Genomic DNA, 26348 nt, shown 5'->3' with positions numbered 1-26348 from the left:
CGGGTCGCTTTTTCGTTTCAAGGTATTAAATTCAGGCCTTGCGCCAGTTCAGAATCACCAGCGTCAACACCCCCGCAACAATTCCCCAGAATGCCGAACCGATGGAAAACAGCGTCAACCCCGACGCCGTGACCATAAAGGTGATCAGTGCTGCTTCCCGCTCCTTGGGCTCATTCATGGCAATGCTCAGGCCATTGATGATCGAGCCGAACAACGCCAATGCGGCAATCGACAGCACCAATTCCTTGGGCAATGCGGCGAACAACGCCGCCAAGGTCGCGCCAAATACCCCGGCAACCCCGTAGAAAATCCCGCACCACACGGCGGCGGTGTAGCGCTTGTTGCGGTCCTCATGGGCATGGGGGCCGGTGCAGATGGCCGCGCTGATGGCGGCCAGGTTGATGCCGTGGGAGCCAAACGGCGCGAGCACCAGTGAGGCCAGGCCGGTGGCGGTGATCAGCGGTGAGGCGGGCACGTCGTAGCCATCGGCGCGCAATACCGCGACCCCGGGCATGTTCTGCGAGGTCATCGCCACCACAAACAACGGAATGCCGATGCTGATGGTCGCCGCCAGGGAAAAGTGCGGCGTGGTCCACACCGGCGTCGCCACTTCCAGGCTGAACCCGCTGAAGTCCAGGAGCCCCATCAACCCGGACAAGGCAGTACCGATCAGCAGCGCCGCCAGTACGGCATATCGAGGCGACAGGCGCTTGATGATCAGGTAGGTAAAGAACATGCCCAATACCAGGGCAGTACGGTGCTGCGCGGCGACGAAAATCTCGCTGCCGATCTTGAACAGGATCCCGGCCAGCAGCGCGGCGGCCAGTGAGGCAGGGATCTTCTTCACCAGTTTTTCAAAGCTGCCGGTGAGGCCACAGATCGTCACCAGTACCGCGCAGGTGATGTAGGCGCCAATGGCCTCGCCATAGCTGACCCCGCCCAGGCTGGTAATCAACAGCGCCGCGCCGGGGGTCGACCAGGCAATGGTGATGGGCGTGCGGTAGCGCAGGGACAGGCCGATGCTGCACACCGCCATGCCGATGGAAATCGCCCAGATCCACGATGAAATTTGCCCGGTGGTCAGGCCGGCAGCCTGGCCGGCCTGGAACATCAGCACCAGGGAGCTGGTGTAACCGGTCATCATGGCGATAAAGCCGGCGACAATGGCCGAAGGCGAAGTGTCGGCCAGTGGGCGCAGCGGCGCCTGGGTCGCGTCGGTCATGGGGCGGTGTTCCTTGTACCTGGGAAATCGTGGAATCAAGCCTAAACTCAAACGTAACTGACTGTTGCAATACAGCCGGTGGCGCAAACAGCCGTACAGTGTGTTGGCGCAACGGGTTGTGTACAATGTGCGCTGTTTTTACGCGATACTTGCCAGCGACCGCTGTACTCTTATTACAGTCAACGTCAATTCGCCGCCGTTCTCCCGACCCGAGTGCCCATGAACGAACAGTTGCAGCCCCTCAAGAAACAGCCGCGAGCCGGTAAGGCCGGTCGCAGTGGAACCCAGGACGATATCGTCTACGCGCATATCTTCGAGGCCATCCTCGAGCAACGCCTGGCGCCCGGTACCAAATTGAGTGAAGAAGCACTGGGCGAGATCTTTGGCGTCAGCCGCACCATCATCCGTCGCGCACTGTCGCGCCTGGCCCATGAAGGCGTGGTGTTGTTGCGCCCCAATCGGGGTGCGGTGGTGGCCAGCCCAAGTGTCGAGGAAGCCCGCCAGGTGTTCCTGGCCCGGCGCCTGGTCGAACGGGCGATCACCGAATTGGCGGTGCAGCATGCCTCGACCGAAGAGTTGGCCGAACTGCGGCAGATGGTCAATGACGAGCGCGACAGCTTCTCCCGTGGCGATCGCGGCGCGGGTATCCGGCTCTCTGGCGAGTTCCACCTGAAACTGGCCGAAGCGGCAAAAAATGCCCCGCTGATCAGCTTCCAGCGCAGCCTGGTGTCCCAGACCTCGCTGATCATCGCCCAGTATGAAAGCGGCAACCGCTCACACTGTTCCTATGACGAGCACACCCAGTTGATCGATGCCATCGAAGCCCGGGATGTGGGGTTGGCGGTGAACCTGATGATGCACCACATGGATCACATCGACAGCAAGCTCAACCTCGATGAGGAAAGTGCGTCGGATGATCTGCATGCGGTGTTCTCACATTTGCTGCAGACCAAGAAGCCGGGTCGCTCCTCTATAAAACTGTAAGCCCCGATCAAACTGTGGGAGCTGGCTTGCCTTAATGCCAGTCAGTCAAGCGCAGATCCCCTGTGGGAGCGGGCTTGCTCGCGAAAGCAGTGGGTCAGTCAACATCAATGTTGGCTGGGCCGACGTCTTCGCGAGCAAGCCCGCTCCCACATTTGATTTTCACTGCTTTGAGTATTGCGTTCGCTTAACTGATCGGCATTATGGCTTGCCTGCTCCCACATTGGTTTGTGGTGCCCTTCAAAATCAGCGTTGATGCACCAGTTGGCCCGCTGCATACGTCTGCATCACCGCCCGATCATCCCCCAGCGTCATCAACACAAACAACGTCTCGGCAATGTCCTTGGCCTGCTTCAAGCGATAGCTGAGCAGTGGCGTGGCGTTGTAATCCAGTACCAGGAAGTCGGCATCGGTGCCCGGCTGCAGGGTGCCGATCTTGTCTTCCAGGCGCAGCGCTTTGGCGCCGCCCAGGGTCGCCAGGTACAGCGATTTGAACGGGCTCAGGCGTGCGCCCTGCAATTGCATGACCTTGTAGGCCTCGTTCAGCGTCTGCAGCAGGGAGAAACTGGTACCGCCCCCCACATCCGTGCCCAGGCCCACATTGAGCTGGTGCTTCTCGGCCATCGGCAGGTTGAACAAGCCGCTGCCGAGGAAGAAGTTCGATGTCGGGCAGAACGCGACCGCTGAACCGGCTTCGGCCAGGCGCGCGCATTCGTCGTCGCACAGGTGTACGCCATGGGCGAATACCGAACGTTCCCCCAGCAGCTTGTAGTGGTCGTACACGTCCAGGTAGCCGCTGCGCTCCGGGAACAGCTCCTTGACCCATTGCACTTCCTGCAGGTTTTCACTGATGTGCGTCTGCATGTACAGGTCCGGGTATTCCCCCAGCAACTGCCCTGCGAGGGTCAACTGTTCCGGTGTGCTGGTAGGCGCGAAGCGCGGCGTAACGGCGTAGTGCAAACGGCCTTTGCCGTGCCAGCGTTCGATCAGCGCCTTGCTCTCCTGGTAGCCGGATTCGGCGGTATCGGTCAGGTAGTCCGGCGCATTGCGGTCCATCATCACCTTGCCGGCGATCATGCGCAGGTCGAGCTTCTCGGCGGCCTCAAAAAATGAGTTAACCGATTGCGGGTGCACGCTGCCGAACACCAGGGCGGTGGTGGTGCCATTGCGCAGCAGTTCCTTGATAAAAATATCCGCCACTTCTTCGGCGTGGGCCTTGTCGGCGAACTGGCTTTCACAAGGGAAGGTGTAGGTGTTGAGCCAATCCAGCAGTTGTTCGCCGTAGGCCCCGACCATGCCGGTTTGCGGCAGGTGGATATGGGTGTCGATCAGGCCGGGGGTGATCAGCGCATCCTGGTAATGGGTGATTTCGATATCGGCCGCCAGCGTCGGCAGCAATTCGCTGGCATGCCCGAGGGCGCTGATCTGGCCGTTGTCGATCACCAGCAGGCCGTCCTCGAAATACTCATAGGAGGCGTCAATCCCGACGATGGCGGGGTCGGCGAGGCTGTGCAGGATGGCGGCACGGTAGGCTTTACGAGTCAAAGGCATGGTCGTCTCAATTCATAGCTTGGCTGCGGCGAGATACCGGCAGCAGTTTGGCAATGGGTTCGGCGCTCGCGGTGTGCTGGCCGAAGTTGGCGTTATAGGTGGCGATGATCTCGCCGACGATGGAGATGGCGATTTCCACCGGCAATTTGCCCTTCACCTCGGTGAGGCCCATGGGGCAGCGCATGCGTTGCAACTGCGCAGCCTCGAAGCCGCGCTCACGCAGGCGGTGTTCAAACTTGACGCGTTTGGTCTGCGAGCCGATCAGGCCGAAGTAGGCAAAGTCATTGCGCTTGAGCAGGGCGGCGGTCAGTTCCAGGTCCAGTTGGTGATTATGGGTCATGACGATGCAGTAACTGCCCGCTGGCAGGTCGGCAATTTCATCGACCGGCTCTTCGCTGACGATTTTACGCACGCCCTGGGGGATATGCTCCGGGAATTCCTGTTCCCGCGAGTCGATCCAGCGCACCCGGCACGGCAGGCTGGCCAGCAGCGGCACCAGGGCGCGACCGACATGGCCGGCGCCGAACACGGCAATCTGCGCCTGCACCTGGCCCATGGGTTCGAACAGCAGCACGGTGACGCCGCCACAGCACTGGCCGAGGCTGGCACCGAGGCTGAAGCGCTCCAGATGGGTATTGTGTTGACCGCTGGCGAGCATGTCGCGGGCGATCTGCATGGCCTTGTATTCCAGGTGGCCGCCGCCGATGGTGTCGAAGGTTTGCGCGGCGCTGACTACCATCTTCGAACCGGCATTGCGCGGCGTGGAGCCGAGCTCTTCGATAATGGTCACCAGCACGCAGGGTTCACCCTGGTGTTGCAGGTCGGCGAGGGCGCTGATCCAGTTGTTCATGTCTACCTCAACATTGCTGTTGTCAGTCAGGCCGTCATCGCGGGCAAGCCCGCTCCCACAAGGGAATGCATTCCAAATGTGGGAGCGGGCTTGCCCGCGATGGCAGCACCTCGGTCTAGAGCGAAGCCATCTCGGTCTCAGCCTCAACCACCGTCGCCGCCTGCAATTGACGCATTTGCTCACAGCCCCACAACACCCGCTCCGGGGTCGCCGGCGCATCAATTTTTGGTTGATGGCGATAGTCACCCAGGCTCGCCACCGCATCCTTGATCGCGCACCACGAAGCAATCCCGAGCATAAATGGCGGTTCGCCCACGGCCTTGGAATGGAACACCGTGTCCTCCGGGTTCTTGCGGTTTTCTACCAGTTTGACCCGCAAATCCAGGGGCATGTCCGCCACGGCCGGAATCTTGTAGCTGGCCGGGCCATTGGTCATCAGCTTGCCCTTGTTGTTCCACACCAACTCTTCCATGGTCAGCCAGCCCATGCCCTGGATAAAGCCGCCTTCGACCTGGCCAATGTCGATGGCCGGGTTCAGCGAGGCGCCCACGTCGTGGAGGATGTCGGTGCGCAGCATCTTGTACTCGCCGGTCAGGGTGTCGACGATCACTTCGCAGCAGGCTGCGCCGAAGGCGAAGTAGTAGAACGGCCGGCCCCGCGCCTGGCTGCGGTCGTAGAAAATTTTCGGGGTCTTGTAGAAGCCGGTACTCGACAGCGACACCTGGGCGAAATACGCCTGCTGGATCAGCTCCTCGAACGTCAGGATCAGCTCACGTACCCGCACATGGCCGTTGTGGAATTCCACATCCGCCTCGCTGACGTCGTACTTGCGCGCAGCGAACTCCACCAGGCGTTGCTTGATGGTTTCGGCGGCGTTCTGCGCGGCCTTTCCGTTCAGGTCGGCGCCGCTGGAGGCGGCGGTCGGCGAGGTGTTGGGCACCTTGTCGGTGTTGGTCGCGGTGATCTGCACCCGGTCGATTTCCACCTGAAAGATCTCGGCCACCACTTGCGCGACCTTGATGTTCAGGCCCTGGCCCATCTCGGTGCCGCCATGGTTCAAGTGGATGCTGCCGTCGGTGTAGATATGGATCAACGCGCCGGCCTGGTTGAGGAAGCTGGCGGTAAACGAAATACCGAACTTCACCGGCGTCAGCGCCAGGCCCTTTTTCAGGATCGGGCTGTGGGCGTTGTACAGGCGGATCGCTTCGCGGCGTTCGGCGTACTGGCTGCTGGCCTCAAGCTCGGCGGTCATTTCTTCGAGCATGTTGTGCTCGACGGTCTGGTAGTAGTGGGTGACGTTGCGCTCGGTCTTGCCATAGTAGTTGGCCTTGCGCACGGCCAGCGGGTCCAGGGCCAGATGGCGGGCGATGGCGTCCATCACTTCCTCGATGGCGACCATGCCTTGCGGGCCGCCGAAACCACGGTAGGCGGTGTTGGAGGCGGTGTTGGTCTTGCAGCGATGACCGTTGACGGTGGCATCGCCCAGGTAATAAGCGTTGTCGGAGTGGAACATCGCCCGGTCGACAATCGAGTTCGACAGGTCCGGCGAGCAGCCGCAGTTACCCGCCAGGTCCAGATTGATCCCATGCAGGCGGCCGTTGTCGTCGAAGCCCACGTCGTATTCGATGTAGAACGGGTGGCGCTTGCCGGTCATCAGCATGTCTTCGACCCGTGGCAGGCGCATCTTGGTCGGCTGGCCAGTCAGGCGCGCCACCACTGCGCACAGGCATGCCGGGCTGGCGGCCTGGGTTTCCTTGCCGCCAAAACCACCGCCCATGCGGCGCATATCCACCACGATTTTGTTCATCGACACGTCCAGTACTTCGGCCACCAGTTTCTGCACTTCGGTGGGGTTCTGGGTGGAGCAGTAGACGATCATGCCGCCGTCTTCGGTGGGCATCACCGAGGAGATCTGGGTCTCCAGGTAGAAGTGTTCCTGGCCGCCGATATGCAGGGTGCCCTGGATACGGTTTTTCGCGCTCGCCAGGGCGCTCGCCGAATCACCGCGCTGATGGGTGTGGCTGTCCAGCACGAAATGTTTATTGCGGAAGGCCTCGACCACATCCAGCACCGGCTCCAGGTCTTCGTATTCGATCACCGCGGCCATGGCCGCCTTGCGTGCGGTTTCCAGGTCGCGGGCGGCGACGGCCAGGACTACCTGGCCGACGAACTGCACGGTGTCGATGGCCAGCAACGGGTCGCCGGGCATCAGCGGGCCGATGTCTTTCAGGCCCGGCACATCCTCGTGGGTGATGACAATGCGCACACCGTCAAAGGCGTAGCAGGGCGCGGTGTCGATACTGAGGATCCGGGCGTGGGCGCGGTCGGACATGCGCGCATACAGGTGCAACTGGTTGGGGAATTCCAGGCGATCATCAATGTACTGCGCTTCGCCCGACACATGCTTGGCGGCGCTGTCATGCTTGACGCTACGCCCGACCCCGGACGTCAGGTCCTGGGCAAACAGCGCGGCCATTTCGGCTTGGGTTTTTACCACGGCGTGATGGTTAGACATAAGCGGTCACCCGAGTCTCGATGTGCGGCGTTTGCAGTTCGATGAAGTATTTGCGCAGCAGGTTCTGGGCGCTGAGCAGGCGGTATTCCTTGCTCGCACGGAAGTCCGACAGCGGGGTGAAATCCTCGGCCAGGGCCGCGCAGGCTTTCTCCACGGTGGCGCTGTTCCAGGTGGCGCCGATCAGCAGGGCCTCGCAGTGTTGTGCGCGTTTGGGGGTGGCGGCCATGCCGCCGAAGGCGACGCGGGCATCGCTGATCACTCCGTTGTCGATCTTCAGATTGAAGGCTGCGCAGACTGCCGAGATGTCATCGTCCAGGCGCTTGGAAACCTTGTAGGCGCGAAACAGCGCGTGGCCCTTGGGCACGATGATCTTCTCGATGAACTCACTGTCCTGACGGGCAGTGACGCGGTAGTCGATAAAGTAGTCTTCCAGGGCCAGGGTGCGGCGCACGTTGCCCTTGCACAGCACGATCTGCGCGCCGAGGGCGATCAGCAGCGGCGGTGAGTCACCGATGGGCGAGGCGTTGCCGATATTGCCGCCGAGGGTGCCCTGGTTGCGGATTTGCAAGGAGGCGAAGCGGTGCAGCAGGTCGCCAAAGTCCGGGTATTCGTGGTGCAGCGCGCTGTAGCAGTCGGAGAGGGCGGTGGCGGCGCCGATTTCCAGGCGGTCGACAAAGGTCTCGATGCGCTTCATGGCTTCAATGTTGCCGACGTAGATCATCACCGGCAGCACGCGGTGGAACTGGGTGACCTCCAGCGCCAGGTCAGTACCGCCGGCCAGCAGCCGGGCTTGGGGGTAGGCGTCGTAGAGGTCGGCCAGGTCGGCGACGGTCAGGGGCACCAGGCAGCGTTTGTCGCCGCTGTTCAGTTCGCCGGTTTGCGTCGGCGCGATGGCCTTGAGGCGGGCGATGGTCTGCGCCTCGCGGCTGTCGAACTGGTCCTGGGGCTTGTTGCAGCAGGCTTGCTCGGCGGCGGCCAGGATCGGCCGGTAGCCGGTGCAGCGGCACAGGTTGCCGGCCAGGGCTTCGTGGGCCTTGGCGCTGTCGGGGGCGTCGCTGTTTTTTTGCAGGGCGAACAGCGACATCACAAAGCCGGGGGTACAGAAACCGCATTGGGAACCATGGCACTCGACCATGGCCTGTTGCACGCTGTGCAGTTGGCCCTGGTGCTTGAGGTCTTCCACGGTGATCAGTTGTTTGCCGTGCAGGGATGAGACAAACGTCAGGCACGAATTGAGGCTGCGATAGCGAATCTGCTCGGCACCTTGCTCGTCGGTATGCAGCTCGCCGACTACCACGGTGCAGGCACCACAGTCGCCGCTGGCGCAGCCTTCCTTGGTTCCGGATTTGCCCAGGTGCTCACGCAGGTAGTTGAGCACAGTCAGGTTCGGGTCCAGGTCATGCTCGCTACGGAGCTCCTGGTTTATTAAAAACTGGATCACGGAAGGCCTCGCAGACTCATTATTGTTGTTAACCGCTTTGCGCCGAATCTAGTCATGTCTGACTTTTCGGTCAACGATTTTCTGACCAGAAGGTCAAGAAAATGCGATTGCAACACCTTTGATTATGGTTCAGATCCCTGTAACCGCCGTTTTCAGGGGCGCCTGGGCTTTATCGTCTGCTTATTTCATGCCAAATTCGGCGTTGCTGGCTCAGTGATTGCGCTACACTGCCGCCCTTGTACCGATAGCAGATTTTGAAGGGAAAACATGACGTTCAAGGCGCCGGATAGTCTTGCCGAGCAAATCGCTCACCACCTCGCCGAACGCATTATTCGCGGCGATCTCAAGCCTGGGGAGCGGATCCAGGAACAGAAAGTCACGCTGGCGCTCAATGTCAGCCGTGGCTCCGTGCGCGAAGCCTTGCTGATCCTCGAGCGACGGCACCTGATCGCCATCCTGCCGCGCCGTGGCGCCCACGTCACCGAGCTCACCGCGCACAAGGTGCAGAGCCTGTGCACGCTGATGAGCGAGCTGTACATCCTGCTGGGCAATGCGGTCGCCGAAGGCTGGCAGACCCAGGCCGACATGGCGCCCTTCGTGCAGATCCAGCAACGGCTGGTGAGCAATTTCGAGCGCCAGGACATCCGCGCTTTTGTCGAAGAATGCTTCAATGTCATGCGCGCCGCGTACCCCTTTGCCAATAACCCGTACCTGCAGGAAACCGTCGAAAACCTGCAGCCGGCGATGAACCGCGCCTATTACCTGGCCCTGGATCAACGCAAGGCGTCGATGAGCGAGTACCTGGCGCTGTTCGAGCAACTGCTCGCCGCTGTACTGGCCCGTGATCTGCCGCAGATCCGCCAAGTGCTCTCGGCCTATGGCCAGCGCAGTTGTTCACTGGTTATCGCAGCCCTGGCGGACGCCTAAGCGTGCGGCTCAAGTGCATCAAACTGGCGGGGTTCAAATCCTTCGTCGACCCGACCACGGTGAACTTCCCCAGTAACATGGCGGCAGTGGTCGGGCCCAATGGCTGCGGCAAGTCGAACATCATCGACGCCGTGCGCTGGGTGATGGGCGAGAGCTCGGCGAAAAACCTGCGTGGCGAGTCGATGACCGACGTCATCTTCAATGGCTCCACCAGCCGCAAGCCGGTCAGCCAGGCCAGCATCGAACTGGTGTTCGACAACTCCGACGGTACCCTGGTGGGTGAATACGCCGCCTACGCGGAAATCTCCATCCGCCGCAAAGTGACGCGCGACAGCCAGAACAGTTACTTCCTCAACGGCACCAAGTGCCGGCGCCGCGACATTACCGACATCTTCCTCGGCACCGGCCTGGGCCCGCGCAGCTACTCGATTATCGAGCAGGGCATGATCTCCAAGCTGATCGAAGCCAAGCCCGAGGACCTGCGCAACTTTATCGAGGAAGCGGCCGGCATCTCCAAGTACAAGGAGCGCCGCCGCGAGACCGAAAACCGCATCCGCCGCACCCACGAAAACCTCGCGCGCCTGACCGACCTGCGTGAAGAGCTGGAGCGCCAGCTGGAGCGCCTGCACCGCCAGGCCCAGGCCGCCGAGAAATACCAGGAATACAAAGGCGAAGAACGCCAGCTCAAGGCGCAACTCTCGGCGCTGCGCTGGCAGGCCTTGAATGACCAGGTGGGCCAGCGCGAAGCGATTATCGGCACCCAGGAAATCAGCTTCGAAGCCCTGGTGGCCGAGCAGCGCAATGCCGACGCCAGCATCGAACGCCTGCGTGACGGTCACCATGACTTGTCCGAGCGCTTCAACCTGGTGCAGGGCCGCTTCTATTCGGTGGGCGGCGATATTGCGCGGGTCGAGCAGAGCATCCAGCACGGCCAGCAGCGTTTGCGCCAGTTGCAGGATGACCTGAAGGAAGCGGAGCGCGCGCGCCTGGAAACCGAGTCGCACCTGGGCCACGACCGCACCTTGCTGCTGACCCTCGGCGAAGAGCTGGACATGCTCACCCCCGAGCAGGAAATCACCAGCGCCGCCGCCGAAGAGGCCGCCGCCGCCCTGGAAGAATCCGAAACCACCATGCACGGTTGGCAGGAACAGTGGGATGCGTTCAACCTGCGCTCCGCCGAGCCGCGGCGCCAGGCTGAGGTGCAGCAGTCGCGCATCCAGCAACTGGAAACCAGCATGGAACGCCTGGCCGAGCGCCAGCGCCGGGTCCTGGAGGAGCGCGCCTTGCTGGCCGCTGCCCCGGAAGACGCGGCGATCATGGCGCTGAGCGAGCAGCTGGCCGAAAGCGAAATGACGCTCGAAGAGCTGGAAGCCAGCGAAGAACAGCAAGTGGAGCGCCTGGAGCAATTGCGCCAGGAACTGCAGCAGGCGACCCAGGCGCAGCAGCAGGCCCAGGGCGATTTGCAGCGCCTCAACGGGCGCCTGGCCTCCCTTGAAGCCTTGCAGCAGGCGGCACTGGATCCCGGCACAGGCACCGCAGAATGGCTGCGTGACCAGCACCTGGCCGAGCGTCCGCGCCTGGCCGAAGGCTTGAAGGTCGAAGCCGGTTGGGAACTGGCCGTGGAGACCGTGCTTGGCGCGGATCTGCAGGCGGTGCTGGTGGATGACTTTGGCGGGTTTGATTTGGCCGGTTTCACCCAGGGCGACTTGCGTCTGCTCAGCCCGGCAGCCGATGGCACCCGCGTGCCGGGCAGCCTGTTGGATAAAGTCGAGGCGCCGATTGATCTGTCGCCCTGGCTGGGCCAGGTCAAGCCGGTGGACTCCCTGGAACAGGCCCTGGCGTTGCGTGGCCAATTGGCCTCTGGCGAAAGCCTGATCAGCCGCGACGGCTACTGGGTCGGCCGGCACTTTTTGCGGGTGCGCCGCGCCAGTGAAGCCGAAAGCGGCGTATTGGCCCGTGGCCAGGAAATCGTCAACCTGAGTGCCGAGCGCGAAGAGCGCGAGGCGACCCTGGAGTCCCTGGAAACCCAACTGCAAACCCTGCGCGCCACCCAGCGCCAGCAAGAGACCGGCCGCGAACATTTGCGCCGCCTGTTGCAGGACGAAGCGCGCCAGCAGGGCGAACTGAAAGCCCAGCTCTCGGCCAGCAAGGCCAAGGCCGAGCAGTTGACCCTGCGCCGTACCCGTCTCGATGAAGAAGTGGCCGAGATGGGCGAACAGCGCGCCCTCGAACATGAACAAGTCGGCGAAGCGCGCCTGCAGTTGCAGGACGCCCTCGACAGCATGGCCCTCGACACCGAGCAGCGTGAACTGCTGCTGGCCCAGCGTGACAGCCTGCGCGAACGCCTCGATCGGGTACGCCAGGAAGCGCGCCAGCACAAGGATCACGCCCACCAGTTGGCGGTGCGCCTGGGCTCGTTGCGCGCTCAGCACGATTCCACGCGCCAAGCCCTGGAGCGCTTGGAGATGCAGTCCGAGCGCCTGACGGAAAAGCGCGAGCAACTGAGTCTCAACCTGGAGGAGGGCGAGGCGCCCCTGGAAGAGCTGCGCTTGAAGCTCGAAGAGTTGCTCGATAAACGCATGAGCGTCGACGAAGAACTCAAGACCGCGCAGATCGCTCTGGAAGACGCCGACCGCGAACTGCGCGACGCAGAAAAGCGCCGGACTCAGGCCGAGCAGCAATCACAATTGATCCGCAGCCAGCTCGAACAGCAGCGCATGGAATGGCAGGCCCTGACGGTGCGCCGCAAAACCTTGCAGGATCAGTTGCTGGAAGATGGCTACGACCTGCACGGCGTGCTCAATACCTTGACCGCCGAAGCCAACGAGAAAGAAGCCGAAGAAGAACTTGAGCGCATTGCCGCGCGCATTCAGCGACTCGGCGCGATCAACCTCGCCGCCATCGACGAATACCAGCAGCAGTCCGAGCGTAAACGTTACCTGGATGCCCAGAACGCCGATCTGGTGGAAGCCCTGGACACCCTGGAAAACGTCATTCGCAAGATCGACAAGGAAACCCGTAACCGCTTCAAAGATACCTTTGATCAGATTAATGGCGGTTTACAGGCCTTATTCCCAAAAGTTTTCGGCGGTGGCAGCGCTTACTTGGAACTGACGGGCGAAGATCTACTCGATACAGGGGTAACGATCATGGCGCGGCCTCCGGGCAAGAAGAACAGCACCATCCATTTGTTGTCCGGCGGCGAGAAGGCCCTGACCGCATTGGCCCTGGTGTTTGCCATCTTCAAGTTGAACCCGGCGCCGTTCTGCATGCTCGATGAAGTTGACGCGCCGCTGGATGACGCTAACGTTGGACGCTATGCCCGCCTGGTTAAAGAGATGTCCCAGACGGTGCAGTTCATCTATATCACCCACAACAAGATCGCCATGGAAATGGCGGATCAATTGATGGGGGTGACCATGCATGAACCGGGCTGTTCGCGACTGGTGGCGGTGGATGTGGAAGAGGCGATGGCAATGGTGGAAAGTTAGCGCCAAGTTGCTAGCTTCAAGGGGCATGAGTGTCGGCTTGAAGCTTATGATTTGTAGCTTAATTCCTGCGTCAGCCGACACATTTTGCGCCAACTGTGTAAAGTTATCTTTGGTCGTGCTAGTTTAATGTCAATTTTTCGTATGCGTGGGCAAAACGTCAGTCAGAACATAGAGTTGGCGCCACGTTTTAAAGCGGTTTGCACGGTGCTAAACCCCTTATTTTTCAGCATTTTTTATAGAGGCAAGGGATTACATGGAAATCGGTCTGCGCGAGTGGCTGATCGTCATCGGCATTATTGTAATAGCCGGTATTCTTTTTGATGGCTGGCGCCGTATGCGCGGCGGCAAGGGCAAGCTGAAATTCCGTCTGGACCGTAACCTGTCCAATTTGCCCGACGACGACGGCGCTGCCGAGCTGCTGGGGTCGCCCCGTGTCCTGGACACCCATAAAGAGCCGCAGCTGGACGAGCACGACCTGCCGTCGATGAGCGCCCCGGTGCGTGAAGCCCGCGAACCGTCGTCCAAACGTGGCAAGCGCGGCAGCGCTGCTGTGGCCGAGCCGCATCAGGGCGACCTGAACCTCGACGTGGACGAAGGCCCGAGCTTCAGCAGTCGCGATGGTGATTTCCCGGATGAAAGCCCGGCCAAGAGCGCGCCACGTGAGTCCACCAAGGACCAACCGGCAGCTGAAGAAGTGCTGGTGATCAGCGTGATCTGCCGCGATGCGGCCGGTTTCAAGGGCCCGGCGCTGTTGCAGAACATCCTGGAAAGCGGCCTGCGTTTTGGCGAGATGGATATTTTCCACCGTCACGAAAGCATGGCCGGCAACGGTGAAGTACTGTTCTCCATGGCCAACGCGGTCAAGCCGGGCACCTTCGATCTGGACGATATCGACCTGTTCAGCACCCCGGCCGTGAGCTTCTTCCTCGGCCTGCCAGGCCCGCGTCACCCGAAACAGGCGTTCGACGTCATGGTGGCCGCAGCCCGCAAGCTGTCCCAGGAACTCAATGGCGAGCTCAAGGACGACCAGCGCAGCGTGCTGACCGCCCAGACCATCGAACACTACCGTCAGCGCATCGTCGAGTTCGAGCGTCGCGCCCTGACACAGAAACGCTGAGGACGGGTCTTCAGCGTTGTCAGTAGAATTAAGCGCACTAACATATTGAGCAGCTTCGGCTGCTCTTTTGCTTTATGAGAGAACACCCATGACCGCCGCCCACACCCGCATTCTCGAGCTGCGCGCTGAACTGGATCAGCACAACTACCGTTACCACGTACTCGACGAGCCGAGCATTCCGGACGCCGAATACGACCGGCTGTTCCACGAACTCAAGGCGCTGGAAGCCGAGCACCCGGACCTGGTGACTCGCGACTCACCGACGCAGCGGGTTGGCAGTGCGGCGCTGTCGGCCTTTACCCAGGTGCGTCACGAGATCCCGATGCTCAGCCTGGGCAACGCCTTTGATGAAACCACCATGCTGGAGTTTGATCGCCGCGTTACCGAGGGCCTCGACCTGCCGGTGGGCGATCTGTTTGGCGGTGGTGCGGCGGTGGAGTACAGCTGTGAACCCAAGCTCGATGGCCTGGCGGTCAGCCTGCTGTATCAGGATGGCGAGTTGGTACGCGGCGCGACCCGTGGCGACGGCACCACCGGCGAAGATATCAGCGTGAATGTGCGCACCGTGCGCAATATCCCGCTGAAACTGCAGGGCACGGGCTGGCCGGCAACGCTGGAAGTGCGCGGTGAAGTGTTCATGTCCAAGGCCGGTTTCGAGCGTTTGAACGCCACGCAACTGGAAGTCGGCGGCAAGACCTTCGCCAACCCGCGTAACGCGGCGGCGGGCAGCCTGCGCCAACTCGACTCGAAGATCACCGCCAGTCGCCCCCTGGAGTTCTGCTGCTACGGCGTGACCACTGACATCAGCGACACCCATATCGGCAACCTCCAGCAGTTGCAGAAGTGGGGTATGCCCATCAGCCACGAGTTGAAGCTGGCCAAGGGGATTGAGGATTGCCTGGCGTACTACCGCGACATCGGTGAGCGGCGTAACAGCCTGCCCTATGAAATCGACGGTGTGGTGTTCAAGGTCAACAGCATCGCCTACCAGCGCGAATTGGGCTTTCGCGCCCGCGAGCCGCGCTGGGCCATCGCCCATAAGTTTCCGGCGATGGAAGAACTGACTGAATTGCTCGACGTTGAATTCCAGGTCGGCCGCACCGGCGCGGTGACGCCGGTGGCGCGCTTGAAGCCGGTCAAGGTGGCCGGCGTCACCGTATCCAATGCGACATTGCACAATATGGACGAAGTGGCGCGCCTGGGCTTGATGATCGGTGACACCGTGATCATCCGCCGTGCCGGTGATGTGATCCCACAGGTCGTGTCGGTGGTTGCCGAGCGTCGCCCGGAAAATGCCCGCGCCGTGCAGATCCCGGAAAGCTGCCCGGTGTGCGGTTCCCATGTGGAGCGCACGCAACTGGTCAAGCGCAGCAAGGGCAAGGAAACCGTCAGCGAAGGTGCGGTGTATCGCTGTGTCGGGCGCCTGGCCTGTGGTGCGCAGCTCAAGCAGGCGATTATCCATTTTGTCTCGCGGCGGGCCATGGATATCGACGGCCTGGGCGACAAGACCATCGAGCAGTTGGTCGATGAGAAACTCATCGGCTCGCCGGCGGACCTGTACAAGCTCAAGTACGAACAGATCATCGACCTGGAAGGCTTCGCCGATGTTTCCAGCAAGAAACTGATCGCCGCCATCGAAAACAGCAAGACCCCAACCCTGGCGCGGTTCATCTACGCCCTGGGTATTCCCGATGTGGGCGAGGAAACCGCCAAGGTCCTGGCGCGTTCCCTGGCGTCCCTGGAGCGCGTGCAGCGGGCGTTGCCGGAAGTGCTGACGTACTTGCCGGATGTGGGTCTGGAAGTGGCGCACGAGATCCACAGCTTCTTTGAAGACGGGCACAACCAGCAGGTGATCGGCGCGCTGCTGTCGCCGGACGAGTGCGCGCTGGTCTTGCAGGACCAGGGTGAGCTGAGTGCCGAGTTCGCTGCCAGTACCTCCCTGGGCGGCCTGCTCGACAAGTTGCATGTACCTTCCGTGGGGCCGGGAGCCGCGCAGAAGCTGGCGGACAAGTTTGGCTCCCTGGAGGGTATTATCCAGGCCGATTGGCTGGACATGCGCCAAGCGTTGCCGGAGAAGCAGGCCAAGGCCGTGCGTGAGTTCTTCGATAACCCGGACAATGCCCATCGTGCGCTGGCCATCGAGCAGCAGCTCAAGGACTTCGGCATGCACTGGCAGAGCGAGAAGAAGGTGGTTGAAGGCTTGCCCGAGGCGGGACATACCTGGGTGCTGACCGGCTCGCTGGAATTGATGAGTCGCGACGTGGCCAAGGCAAAGCTCGAAAGCCTGGGGGCCAAGGTGGCGGGTTCGGTCTCGGCGAAGACCCATTGCGTGGTCGCCGGGCCGGGTGCCGGCTCGAAACTGGCCAAGGCCAGCGAGCTGGGGCTGAAGGTCCTGGACGAAGAGGCTTTTGTCGCCTTCCTGGCCAGCCACAACATTCCCCTCTGATGATCGTTCCCACGCTCTGCGTGGGAATGCATCCCAGCACGCTCCGCGTCCCAACAGCGGACGCAGAAGCTCATGGCGTCATTGTCAGGCAGAACGTGGGAACGATCTTGCGCGGTAAATGATCTAGTCTTGGGCACGCCCCTGGAGAGATCGCCATGTACCGCTTCTTCGAACAGCTCAGTTCGCGCATCGCCGCGCCATTCATGGGCGGGGCTTCGCGCAACAGCAAGGTCTGGCAGTGCCGTTGCGGGCAATCCCTGTTTTTTCGCAACAGCCAATGCCTGGCCTGTTCGGCGCTGTTGGGTTACCTGCCCGAGCAAAGCCGGCTGGCGTCCCTGCAACCGGGGCCAGTGGTCGATACCTGGCTGCAGGACGACAACCTCGACGCCGGCGCCTGGCGCCGCTGCGCCAACCTCGATACCCCTGCCGCCTGCAACTGGCTGATCCCGGCCTACAGCACCGCGCCGCTGTGTGTGGCGTGCAGCCTTAATCGCACCATTCCCGACCTGTCGATTCCGGAAAACCCCGAGCGCTGGCGCAAGGTGGAAACCGCCAAACGCCGGCTGGTGGCGCAATTGATCAGCCTGGGGTTGCAGGTGATCCCCAAAACAGTCGACGAGACCAATGGCCTGGCTTTTGACTTCGTGGGTATCGACCTGGCAGGCAAGGCCCCCACCACGGGCCATGCCAATGGCTTGATCACCCTGGATATCAAGGAGGCCGACGACGAGCACCGCGAGAAAATCCGCGTGCAGATGCGCGAGCCGTACCGCACCTTGCTCGGTCACTTCCGCCATGAGGTCGGCCACTACTATTGGGATCGCCTGATCGCCGGCAGTCATTGGTTGCAGCCGTTTCGCAGCCTGTTCGGCGACGAACGCGCCAGTTATACCGACGCCCTCGACCAGCACTACCAGAACGGCCCGCGCCCGGACTGGCAGCAAACCTGCGTCAGCGCTTACGCCACCATGCACCCCTGGGAGGACTGGGCAGAAACCTGGGCCCATTACCTGCACATGATGGACGCGGTCGACACCGCTCTGGGGTTTGGCATGAGCGCACGGGAGATGGATCTGGACTACCAGCCATTTCCCCTCACCACCCTCTATGACCCGCAGCACCCTGGCGGCGCGGCGTTCCTGTCGTTCGTCAACGCCTGGATCGAGCTGGCCGGCATGCTCAACGAACTGTCCCGCAGCATGGGGCAGCCGGATTTCTATCCCTTCGTGCTACCGCCGGCGGTGATTGCCAAGTTGCACTTCATCCACTTGGTGATCCAGGAAGAGGGCGGCCGTGCGGATGAGGTATTGAAAGCCCAATGATCAAAAGGTGCGAGGGTGTTCTTGAGGGCTATGGCAAGTACTTGAACCTCTTGGCTTTTTAATCCTGCGCCAACGGTTGTAACTTCCGATGAGATCGGTACAATGGCCCCGCTTGCCGAGAGGCCAGCGTCGTTATGGTGACCCCATCGGTCCCCCCGCAACGATTACCCGTGAACCTGGTCAGATCCGGAAGGAAGCAGCCACAGCGGGAACATTGTGTGCCGGGGTGTGGCTGGTGGGGTTGCCTCCATAACGCCCCCTCGCAACAACCCTCTTGTTTATTCCGCTATCCAATTCATCAGAATTTTTCACTTGCCCAGGCCTGATTGCGCCCGAGGCCAAGCTATTTGTACGCCGCGATTGCTCGCGGCGTTTTCGTGTGTGGCGCTTAGCCTTTGTTGCGGTTGAAGAACTTGCGTGCGCCTGCCAGCAATGCCACCACGCCAATCACCAGAAACTTCTTGGCGGCCAGCAGGAAGATGCTGATCTTGGCAAACAGCCCGGCCTTGCCGGCAATCCCGCCAGCGACCAGCGCGGCCAGGCCATAAGAGGCCAGCTTGTCGGTGCTTGGGTTGTAGTCGGTGTAGAGGTTGCCGTCGGTGAAGTTGGTGAAGGCCAGGACCTTGGGCAGTTCCTGCTTGATGGTGGGCAGGTCGGCCATGGCGGCGACGGCGTTGAGTTCCAGCACGCCCTCGCGGCCCAGCACGCGGATGCTGTAGTTGAGGGTGTTCTGCTCGGCGTCGTCGGCTTTCAGTTCCCGGGCCCAGTACATCTTGTGGGATGGTTGATCGTAGTGCGGCGGTTCGGCCCAGCCCAGCAGGTGCAGGCCGGCATAGCCTTGCTTCTGGCGTTCCTTATTGTCCTCGGCATCGTCTTCCTGCATTTGCTTGAGCAGTTCGGTGTAGTCGATTTTTGCCGCATCTTCGTCGGAAATATGCCCGTCGTCCTTGTAGCTGACAATCACACCCCAGCCGCGTGCCGACAGTGGGCTGACGGCCTTGGGCACGATCATGCCCAGGGTGTTGAAGCCCGGCGGGTTGCCCCAGCCGTCGGTGAGCAGACGTTCGGTGTCGTTGGGGTCCAGATAATAGAACTCGTCGTTGAGCTTGAGCGTAGCGATGCCGCCGGGCAGGGTGACGGTGCCGGTTTGCTGCTTGAGGGAGGCGAGGAAGTGCTCGGCGGTTTCGGCGGGCGCGCTGGCTTCGACAGGCGCCGGGGCTGCGGTGGCATAGACCGGTGCGGCAGGCAGGCTCAAGGCGGCTGCCGCCACCAGCAGGCGGAGGTAGTTCATGGTAGTCCCTTACATTTTGAAATAACTTCGCGAGAGGATACCGAATCTGCCTGGGCCGCGCGAGTATGCTGGCAAAAGGCGTGGCCCAGCGCCTGCCAGGAGAGGGGCTGTCCGGTCGGATCATGTCAGTAGGCAAAGAGCAAAGAACAGGCGACGTCAGTGGCCTGCTCTTTTTTTTGTCGTACGAGCTCTAAGGCTTGGACAAGGCCTGGTCTACCGCCGCTATCAGCTTTCCCAGATCCTTCGGGGTGGCTTTATGAATGACACCGAACAGATAAGCGCGCTGTTCTTCCTCATCGCCCAGATCGGCAAAAAAGACTTTCAGCTTCACTCCCAAGGCCTCCGCAAACAAGAACAGAGCGTCAACGCTGGGTGTATAGGTGCCGGTTTCGAAGCGGCTAATGGTTTTAGGGTCAAAACCGGTTTTCTCACCTAGTTCAGCCTGAGTAAGCCCCGCTACCTTTCGGTAGCGTCTGATGGCTGGACCCAAACTTGAAATTTGCATCGCTCAATTCCCATTTAGAATCAAGAACTTAACGATAAATATTGGCATTAGACAACGGCACGCACCATCACCTTTTCTTGCAAAATGTGATGTAATTCGTAGAATCGGCGTTTAGGACAAGTATTTGGCGGTGTCGTTTCACAGGGCACCTTTATGAAACAGGAAATCATTGCTTTCTCCTCACTTTCATAAAGGTAGTTGCAAAACAGTTGCTTGGCCGCAGCGCCAGGCTCGCTCTTGCGCGCCCACGCAACCCCCGCCTTTCACACCAGACGCTCGAATTAAAGCCTAGTTGATCTTCGCTAAACCGAAGGTCAGGTGCTGGGCAAAACCTGGTTTGGTCGCCCAATGGCGCCAGCCAGCCGATTGACGGTTTACCCGTCTGGAAATACCCCTCCATCTGCAGGATCTATCCGATCCTGAGCAGGTGGATCGAATGCTGTCCATGGAGCTTTAAAGTGCGCGTCAATTTGCCGGTCACCACAGTTGAACAGACTTTCGGGGAGCAGCAACGGCTCATTTCCGCAACTGACATCAATAGCCACATTACTTACTGCAACGCCGAGTTTGCCGCCATGAGCGGCTTCACCCAGGCTGAACTGATAGGCAGTACCCACAATCTAGTGCGCCACCCGGACATGCCGCCCGCGGTCTTTGAGCTGATGTGGCGCTACCTCAAGGCCGGCCAGAGCTGGATGGGCGTGGTCAAGAACCGCTGCAAAAACGGCAACTTCTATTGGGTCAGCGCCTATGTGACGCCGATCCTCGAAGACGGTCGCCTGGTAGGTTATGAGTCGGTGCGGGTCAAGCCGACGCGCGAGCAGGTGCGGCGTGCCGAAGCGCTCTACGCACGCTTGCGTGCCGGGCGTTCGGCGGTTTCGCCGTTGCAGCGCCTGGGCCAGGTCGGCAATGCCCTGGCCGTTCCCGCCTTGGCGGCAGTGCTCGCTGGCGGGGCGATGCAATGGTTGCCGGGCGGGTGGGCGCAGGCCTCTGTCGCGCTGCTGTTTCTCGGCCTCGGCGCCTGGGCGCACCTGCGTCTGGGGAGGCAGCTCAAGCAGATTGTCGAGCACACGCCCAATACCTTTTCCGACCCTATCAGCGCCATGACCTACAGCGATGCGCTGGGTCCGGCTGCGCAACTGGAAATGATCCTGATCAGCGAAGAGGCGCGCTTGAAAACCGCGCTCACGCGTCTGAGCGACCTGGCCACCCAGATGGCCGAGGCTGCTGCTCATTCCAGCATGTTATCGGGCACCACCGAGTCGGCGCTGCTGGAGCAACGCGCGGAAACCGATATGACCGCCGCCGCCATGACCGAAATGGCCGCGTCCATCGCCGAAGTGGCAACCCATGTCCAGCAGACCGCCAGCGAAGCCCGCACCGCCAATGACCTGGCTGAGCAGGGCAGCCATGTTGTCGGCACCACACGCGAGGCGATTCAACTGCTGGCTAGCACTGTCACCCAGATCAATCAGGCGGTGGGCCATCTGGCCGACCAGACCCAGGAAATCCGTGTGGCCGCGAGCATGATCCAGGCCATCGCCGACCAGACCAACCTGCTGGCCCTGAATGCTGCTATCGAAGCGGCGCGGGCCGGCGAGCAAGGCCGTGGTTTTGCCGTGGTGGCCGATGAAGTGCGGGCGCTGGCGGGCAAGACCCGACAGTCGACCGAGCAGATCCAGGGCATCATCCAGAGTTTGCGTGCCGGGGCCGATCAGGCGGTGGACATTGCCAGCACCGGTATTCAAGAGGCCGAGCAAGGCGTGCAGCAGGTACTGCAAGCGCAACAGGCACTGCTGGGCATCCGCCAGGCGGTGGAACGCATTACCGGCATGAGTCAGCAAATGGCTGCAGCCTCACAGGAACAATCCCACGTCGCAGAGGATGTTTCACAACAGATCAATAACGTCGCGGCCACGGTACAAAAGACAGCGGGCAACGCCAACGCTGCAGTCACCCGGGGCCGGGAACTTGAAAGCATCTCTTCCGGGTTGCGTGCCCTGGTCGAGCGGTTTAACCGCTAGCCACCTAGAGCCACATTCATGGATGAGAAATACCGCAGGGCCGTGGATGCCGCCGCCATTTTCTCCGAGACAGACCTCACCGGCCGCATCACCTACGTCAACGACCAATTCTGCGGCATGTCCGGCTACAGCCGCGACGAGTTGCTGGGGCGTAACCACCGGATCCTCAGCTCCGGATTGCACCCTGCCGGGTTTTTCCAGGGCATGTGGCGCACCATCACCGAAGGCCGGGTCTGGCGCGGGGAAATCTGTAACCGCGCCAAGGATGGCTCGTTGTATTGGGTCGATAGCACCATGGTGCCGCTGGTCGATCAGCGTACCGGGAAGGTGCAGAAGTACGTGTCGATTCGTTTTGACGTCAGCGAAAAGCGTCAGTTGCTGCAGACCCTGCAATGGCGGGTCGGTCACGATGTGCTGACCGGGCTGCCCAATCGCGCTTACCTCTCCGAATTGCTCGTGCAGTCCCTGGAGTTTTCCCGCAACGAGCAAATCCCCCTGGCGGTGTGCATGCTCGACCTGGATGGCTTCAAGGCCGTCAACGACGGCTATGGGCATGCCAGTGGCGACTTGTTGCTGGTGGAGGTTGCGCGTCGCCTGCGTGAGATCATTCGTGGCGAAGATGTGGTCGCCAGGCTGGCCGGTGACGAGTTTGTACTGATCCTGCGCTACGTGCGCGATGCCGATGAGCTTAACGGCGCGCTGCGGCGGATCCTCACGGCCATCTCCGAGCCGTATTCGATCCAGGGCGCGCAGATCAACGTGTTTGCCAGTATCGGTGTGACCTTGTTCCCCCTGGACGATGAGGACGCCGATACGTTGCTGCGCCATGCCGACCAGGCCATGTATGTGGCCAAGCAAAGTGGCCGCAACCGCTACCAGCTATTTGACGTGTCCCTGGAGCAGGAGGTCAAGGCCACCCACCAGACGGTCCAGCAGATTCGCCAGGCCCTGGCGGCGGGGGAGTTGTGCCTGCACTTCCACCCCAAGATCAACCTGCGCCAAGGCCAGGTGGTGGGGTTTGAAGCGTTGCTGCGCTGGCAGCATCCGATGCGCGGGTTGGTGGCGCCCAAGGATTTCCTGTCGTTGATCGAGCAGACCGACCTGATCGTGGATGTCGGCGAGTGGGTGATGGATCAGGTGCTGGCGCAGATGCGCCAGTGGCAGGAGGCTGGGCACTGCTGGCCGGTCAGCGTGAACATCGCGGCCCGGCATTTCCAGCGTGCGGATTTTGTCGAGCGCCTGCAGCAACTGCTGGCCCAGCATCCCGATGTCGCGCCACACATGCTTGATCTGGAAATTGCCGAATCGGTGGCCATCGACCATATCCAGCGGGTCACCGAGCACCTGGCGGCGTGTCAGGCGCTGGGGGTGCGGTTTTCCCTGGATGATTTCGGCACCGGCTATTCCTCCCTCAGCTACCTCAAGCGCCTGCCGACCCAGACCATCAAGATCGACAAGTCGTTTGTGCGTGACATCCTGCACGACAAGGACGACCTGGCCTTGACCCAGGCGGTGATCGGCCTGGCCCGGGCATTTGGCCGCGAAGTCATCGCCGAGGGCCTGGAAACCCTTGAGCATGGCCAGTTGCTGCTGCGCATGGGCTGCGAAGTGGCCCAGGGTTATTACTTCGCCCAGCCCATGCCGGCTGACGAGGTGCCGGCCTGGGCCGCCGGGTTTGACCTGCTCAACTACGGTGCGGGCGACGATTGAGGCGGGCGCTCGCGGTCGCCGGTGTAGAGCCTGATGATGTCGTCAATCTCCCCCGACATCTTCATGCGCAGCAATGTGCGCAAAATTTGCTGCACGGGCAGGGCTGGGTCGTTACGCACGTAGCAGCCCAGGCTCTGCTCATCGATCACGGCCACTACGTGCAGCCTGCGGCCCACGGGTAGCCGCTGATTGAAGCGCTCCAGGGCCCATTCGTTGGTGACGGCATACTTGAAGCGTCCCGCCACCAGCTTGTGCAGCACTTGCTCTTCGCTGCGGGCGTCGTCGCGCTGCAGTTGGCCGTTGGCGAACAGCGGCTCGAGGGTCGGGTAGCTGTAGTTGAGCACGGTGCCGATATTCTGCGCAGCCAGCTTCGCCACATTCACCGACAGCGGCGGGACGTGGGCGCTGACCAGCACATTACGCTGCACCAGCAAGGGGATGCTCCAGACATAATCGCCGGACAGGTTACCCAGCCACGCCTGTGCGACGTAGCAGCGCACATCAACCTCGCCATGCTCCATGGCTGGGGCGATGCGGGCTCGGGCCAGTACCTGGAACTGCGCCGGATGGCCAACCTGGGTGGCCAGGCTCAACATCAGGTCATACAAAATGCCCTGGGTCGGCTGGCCGGCCTCGATCTGCACCAGGGGCATGGCCCAGCTGTCGGAAATGGCGAAGCGCAACGGGGCGGGTGCCGCCAGGGTCAGTGTGGTGATCATCCATAAAGCGCCCAGGACTACGCGCATAAACTCTCCGAGATCAGCCCTTGGGAGGGGAGGCCACTACCAGCTTAGTCAGATTAGGCGAGCGTGCCGGATGCAATTTCGCCCCTGCTCCGCTAGCATTACCGGCTTCCGCTTCCCAGTTGCGACGGTTTTCGATGAGTTATCAGGTTCTTGCACGTAAATGGCGTCCGCGCTCGTTCCGCGAAATGGTCGGCCAGACCCATGTGCTCAAGGCTCTGATCAATGCCTTGGACAGCCAGCGGCTGCACCACGCCTACCTGTTCACCGGCACTCGCGGGGTGGGCAAGACCACCATTGCGCGGATCATTGCCAAGTGCCTGAACTGTGAGACAGGCATCACCTCCACACCTTGCGGCACCTGCTCGGTGTGCCGGGAGATCGACGAGGGGCGCTTTGTCGACCTGATCGAGATCGACGCCGCGAGCCGCACCAAGGTCGAGGACACCCGCGAACTGCTCGACAACGTGCAGTACGCCCCCAGCCGTGGCCGCTTCAAGGTCTACCTGATCGACGAAGTGCACATGCTTTCCAGCCACTCCTTCAACGCCCTGTTGAAGACCCTGGAGGAGCCGCCGCCCTACGTTAAATTCATCCTGGCCACCACCGACCCGCAGAAACTTCCTGCAACGATTTTGTCGCGGTGCCTGCAGTTCTCCCTGAAGAACATGACCCCCGAGCGGGTGGTCGAGCATTTGACCCACGTGCTGGGTGTGGAGAACGTGCCGTTCGAAGACGACGCACTGTGGCTGCTGGGCCGCGCCGCCGATGGTTCGATGCGCGACGCCATGAGCCTGACCGACCAGGCCATTGCCTTCGGTGAAGGCAAAGTGATGGCCGCCGATGTGCGCGCCATGCTCGGCACCCTCGATCACGGGCAAGTGTTTGACGTGCTGCATGCGTTGATCGAAGGCGATGCCAAGGCGCTGCTCGAAGCCGTGCGCCATTTGTCGGAGCAAGGCCCGGACTGGAATGGCGTGCTCTCGGAAATTCTCAACGTGCTGCACCGCGTCGCTATCGCCCAGGCGCTGCCTGAAGGGGTCGATAACGGCCACGGCGACCGCGACCGCGTGTTGGCCCTGGCCCAGGCGTTGCCGGCCGAAGATGTGCAGTTCTACTACCAGATGGGCCTGATCGGGCGCCGAGACCTGCCCTTGGCCCCGGACCCGCGTGGCGGCTTTGAAATGGTCATGCTGCGCATGCTGGCGTTCCGCCCGGCGGACACCGCCGATGCGCCGAGACAGCCGCTAAAGCCAGTGGGGATCAGCCAGGCCACAGTTGATTCCGCCAAACCAGTGGCTGGCGCGGCGGTCGTCGCGCCAGTGATCGCGCCGGAACCTGTGGCAGTCACTGCCGCCCCGGTCGCGGTTGAGCCGGTGGCGCCTGTAGCGGTGCCGGAGCCGGTTGCCGAGCCTGAGCCCGCGCCTGTGGTCGATCTGCCCTGGAACGACCCGGTAGAGGCCGTGGCCGAGCAGGAGCCTGCAGTCGAGGCCGTGCTGGAAACCACCAGCGAGCAGCCCGAGCTCACGCCCATGCCCACGCCGACCCCCGACAGCGTAGTGCCGGACGCGCCGGAATGGGTCGCCGCCCCCGTGCCCGAGCCGACCATCGCCGAAGTGGACGCCGCTACCCCCGGCATCGACCTGGATGACGAACCGCCGCTGGACGAAGATTACATCGAGCCGGACATGGATTCGGCCTACAGCTACCTGGACGACCTGGCCAGCGAACACACCGCCGAGCCCGCGCCGGAGCCCGAGGCAGAACCTGCCGCGATGCCGGCCACCGGCCTCGCCCTGCAATGGCTGGAGCTGTTCCCGAAATTGCCGATCTCCGGCATGACCGGGAGCATCGCCGCCAACTGCACGCTGATTGCCGTCGATGGCGATCACTGGCTGTTGCACCTGGACCCGGCCCACAGTGCCCTGTTCAACGCGACCCAGCAGCGCCGCCTCAACGATGCCCTGAATCAGTTCCACGAACGCACCCTGACGGTGACCATCGAGCTGATCAAGCCCGAGCAGGAAACCCCGGCCCAGGCCGCCACCCGTCGCCGGCTCAACCGCCAGCGCGAGGCCGAGGAGTCGATCCAGGCCGATCCGCTGATCCAGCAGATGATGGAGCAGTTTGGCGCGGTGGTGCGACACGATACTATTGAACCTGTCGAAGCCCAGGCTGCAGCGGGCTGATAATTGCAGGCACCGGGCCTTGA

General features: G+C 61.8%; 17 protein-coding genes and 1 other RNA gene. 10 read left to right on the top strand and 8 right to left on the bottom strand.

Going from position 1 to position 26348, the window contains the following annotated elements; genetic code table 11:
* Positions 1–31: 31 nt before the first annotated feature.
* Entirely contained in the window at positions 32–1222 is a 1191-nt protein-coding gene (locus HBR94_RS06535; protein ID WP_057439514.1) for a benzoate/H(+) symporter BenE family transporter, read from the bottom strand.
* A 219-nt stretch (positions 1223–1441) separates the two neighbouring features.
* On the opposite strand from HBR94_RS06535, the gene HBR94_RS06530 reads away from it, so the two are divergent.
* On the top strand, positions 1442–2206 hold the full coding sequence (locus HBR94_RS06530; RefSeq protein ID WP_057439513.1) for a GntR family transcriptional regulator: 765 nt from the start codon (positions 1442–1444) through the stop codon (positions 2204–2206).
* A 243-nt stretch (positions 2207–2449) separates the two neighbouring features.
* Here HBR94_RS06530 and guaD read toward each other — a convergent pair whose 3' ends face one another.
* The 4 genes from guaD to xdhA form a co-directional block, all read right to left on the bottom strand.
* Positions 2450–3754: a guanine deaminase gene (gene guaD / locus HBR94_RS06525; protein ID WP_057439512.1), complete on the bottom strand. Its 1305-nt coding sequence runs from the start codon at positions 3752–3754 to the stop codon at positions 2450–2452.
* A 7-nt stretch (positions 3755–3761) separates the two neighbouring features.
* Positions 3762–4604: a xanthine dehydrogenase accessory protein XdhC gene (gene xdhC, locus HBR94_RS06520; RefSeq protein ID WP_170044405.1), complete on the bottom strand. Its 843-nt coding sequence runs from the start codon at positions 4602–4604 to the stop codon at positions 3762–3764.
* A gap of 115 nt (positions 4605–4719) precedes the next feature.
* Positions 4720–7119 carry a xanthine dehydrogenase molybdopterin binding subunit gene (gene xdhB / locus HBR94_RS06515; RefSeq protein WP_057439510.1) on the bottom strand — a complete coding sequence of 800 codons (2400 nt, stop codon included), beginning with the start codon at positions 7117–7119 and terminating at the stop codon, positions 4720–4722.
* Positions 7112–8560 carry a xanthine dehydrogenase small subunit gene (gene xdhA / locus HBR94_RS06510; protein ID WP_170044404.1) on the bottom strand — a complete coding sequence of 483 codons (1449 nt, stop codon included), beginning with the start codon at positions 8558–8560 and terminating at the stop codon, positions 7112–7114. The genes xdhB and xdhA overlap by 8 nt, the downstream gene beginning before the upstream one ends.
* A 267-nt stretch (positions 8561–8827) precedes the next feature.
* On the opposite strand from xdhA, the gene HBR94_RS06505 reads away from it, so the two are divergent.
* The 6 genes from HBR94_RS06505 (at position 8828) to ffs (ending at position 18104) form a co-directional block, all read left to right on the top strand.
* The gene (locus HBR94_RS06505; RefSeq protein ID WP_057439508.1) at positions 8828–9487 is read left to right on the top strand and encodes a GntR family transcriptional regulator; all 660 of its coding nucleotides are present in this window, start codon (positions 8828–8830) and stop codon (positions 9485–9487) included.
* Positions 9488–9489: 2 nt separating this feature from the next.
* Positions 9490–12978, top strand: a complete 3489-nt coding sequence (gene smc, locus HBR94_RS06500; protein ID WP_170044403.1) for a chromosome segregation protein SMC — start codon at positions 9490–9492, stop codon at positions 12976–12978.
* Positions 12979–13231: 253 nt separating this feature from the next.
* On the top strand, positions 13232–14095 hold the full coding sequence (zipA, locus tag HBR94_RS06495) for a cell division protein ZipA (protein ID WP_170044402.1): 864 nt from the start codon (positions 13232–13234) through the stop codon (positions 14093–14095).
* Between the two features lie 88 nt (positions 14096–14183).
* The gene (gene ligA / locus HBR94_RS06490; protein ID WP_170044401.1) at positions 14184–16541 is read left to right on the top strand and encodes an NAD-dependent DNA ligase LigA; all 2358 of its coding nucleotides are present in this window, start codon (positions 14184–14186) and stop codon (positions 16539–16541) included.
* A 155-nt stretch (positions 16542–16696) separates the two neighbouring features.
* The gene (locus HBR94_RS06485) at positions 16697–17863 is read left to right on the top strand and encodes a putative zinc-binding metallopeptidase (protein WP_170044400.1); all 1167 of its coding nucleotides are present in this window, start codon (positions 16697–16699) and stop codon (positions 17861–17863) included.
* A gap of 144 nt (positions 17864–18007) precedes the next feature.
* Positions 18008–18104, top strand: an RNA gene (gene ffs / locus HBR94_RS06480) — signal recognition particle sRNA small type.
* A gap of 147 nt (positions 18105–18251) precedes the next feature.
* Here ffs and HBR94_RS06475 read toward each other — a convergent pair.
* Together HBR94_RS06475 and HBR94_RS06470 are read right to left on the bottom strand one after the other, a co-directional pair.
* Complete coding sequence (locus HBR94_RS06475; protein WP_170044399.1) at positions 18252–19154, bottom strand: DUF2167 domain-containing protein; 903 nt, start codon at positions 19152–19154, stop codon at positions 18252–18254.
* A gap of 190 nt (positions 19155–19344) precedes the next feature.
* Complete coding sequence (locus HBR94_RS06470; RefSeq protein ID WP_029298195.1) at positions 19345–19659, bottom strand: helix-turn-helix transcriptional regulator; 315 nt, start codon at positions 19657–19659, stop codon at positions 19345–19347.
* A gap of 458 nt (positions 19660–20117) precedes the next feature.
* Between HBR94_RS06470 and HBR94_RS06465 the strand changes: the two genes are divergently transcribed.
* Entirely contained in the window at positions 20118–21683 is a 1566-nt protein-coding gene (locus HBR94_RS06465; RefSeq protein ID WP_169960519.1) for a PAS domain-containing methyl-accepting chemotaxis protein, read from the top strand.
* Between the two features lie 18 nt (positions 21684–21701).
* Positions 21702–23393 carry an EAL domain-containing protein gene (locus HBR94_RS06460; RefSeq protein WP_169960518.1) on the top strand — a complete coding sequence of 564 codons (1692 nt, stop codon included), beginning with the start codon at positions 21702–21704 and terminating at the stop codon, positions 23391–23393.
* Here the strand turns inward: HBR94_RS06460 and HBR94_RS06455 are convergent.
* Entirely contained in the window at positions 23372–24139 is a 768-nt protein-coding gene (locus tag HBR94_RS06455) for a transporter substrate-binding domain-containing protein (protein WP_170044398.1), read from the bottom strand. The genes HBR94_RS06460 and HBR94_RS06455 overlap by 22 nt on opposite strands.
* Positions 24140–24273: 134 nt before the next feature.
* Between HBR94_RS06455 and dnaX the strand changes: the two genes are divergently transcribed.
* Positions 24274–26325: a DNA polymerase III subunit gamma/tau gene (gene dnaX / locus HBR94_RS06450; protein ID WP_169960516.1), complete on the top strand. Its 2052-nt coding sequence runs from the start codon at positions 24274–24276 to the stop codon at positions 26323–26325.
* The last annotated feature ends 23 nt before the right edge of the window (positions 26326–26348 follow it).

Source organism: Pseudomonas sp. WS 5412 (genome assembly GCF_012985615.1).
In the GTDB taxonomy this organism is placed as follows: domain Bacteria; phylum Pseudomonadota; class Gammaproteobacteria; order Pseudomonadales; family Pseudomonadaceae; genus Aquipseudomonas; species Aquipseudomonas shahriarae.
Note: the sequence above shows the minus strand (reverse complement) of the source record. Positions and strands in the feature narration are given on the sequence as shown.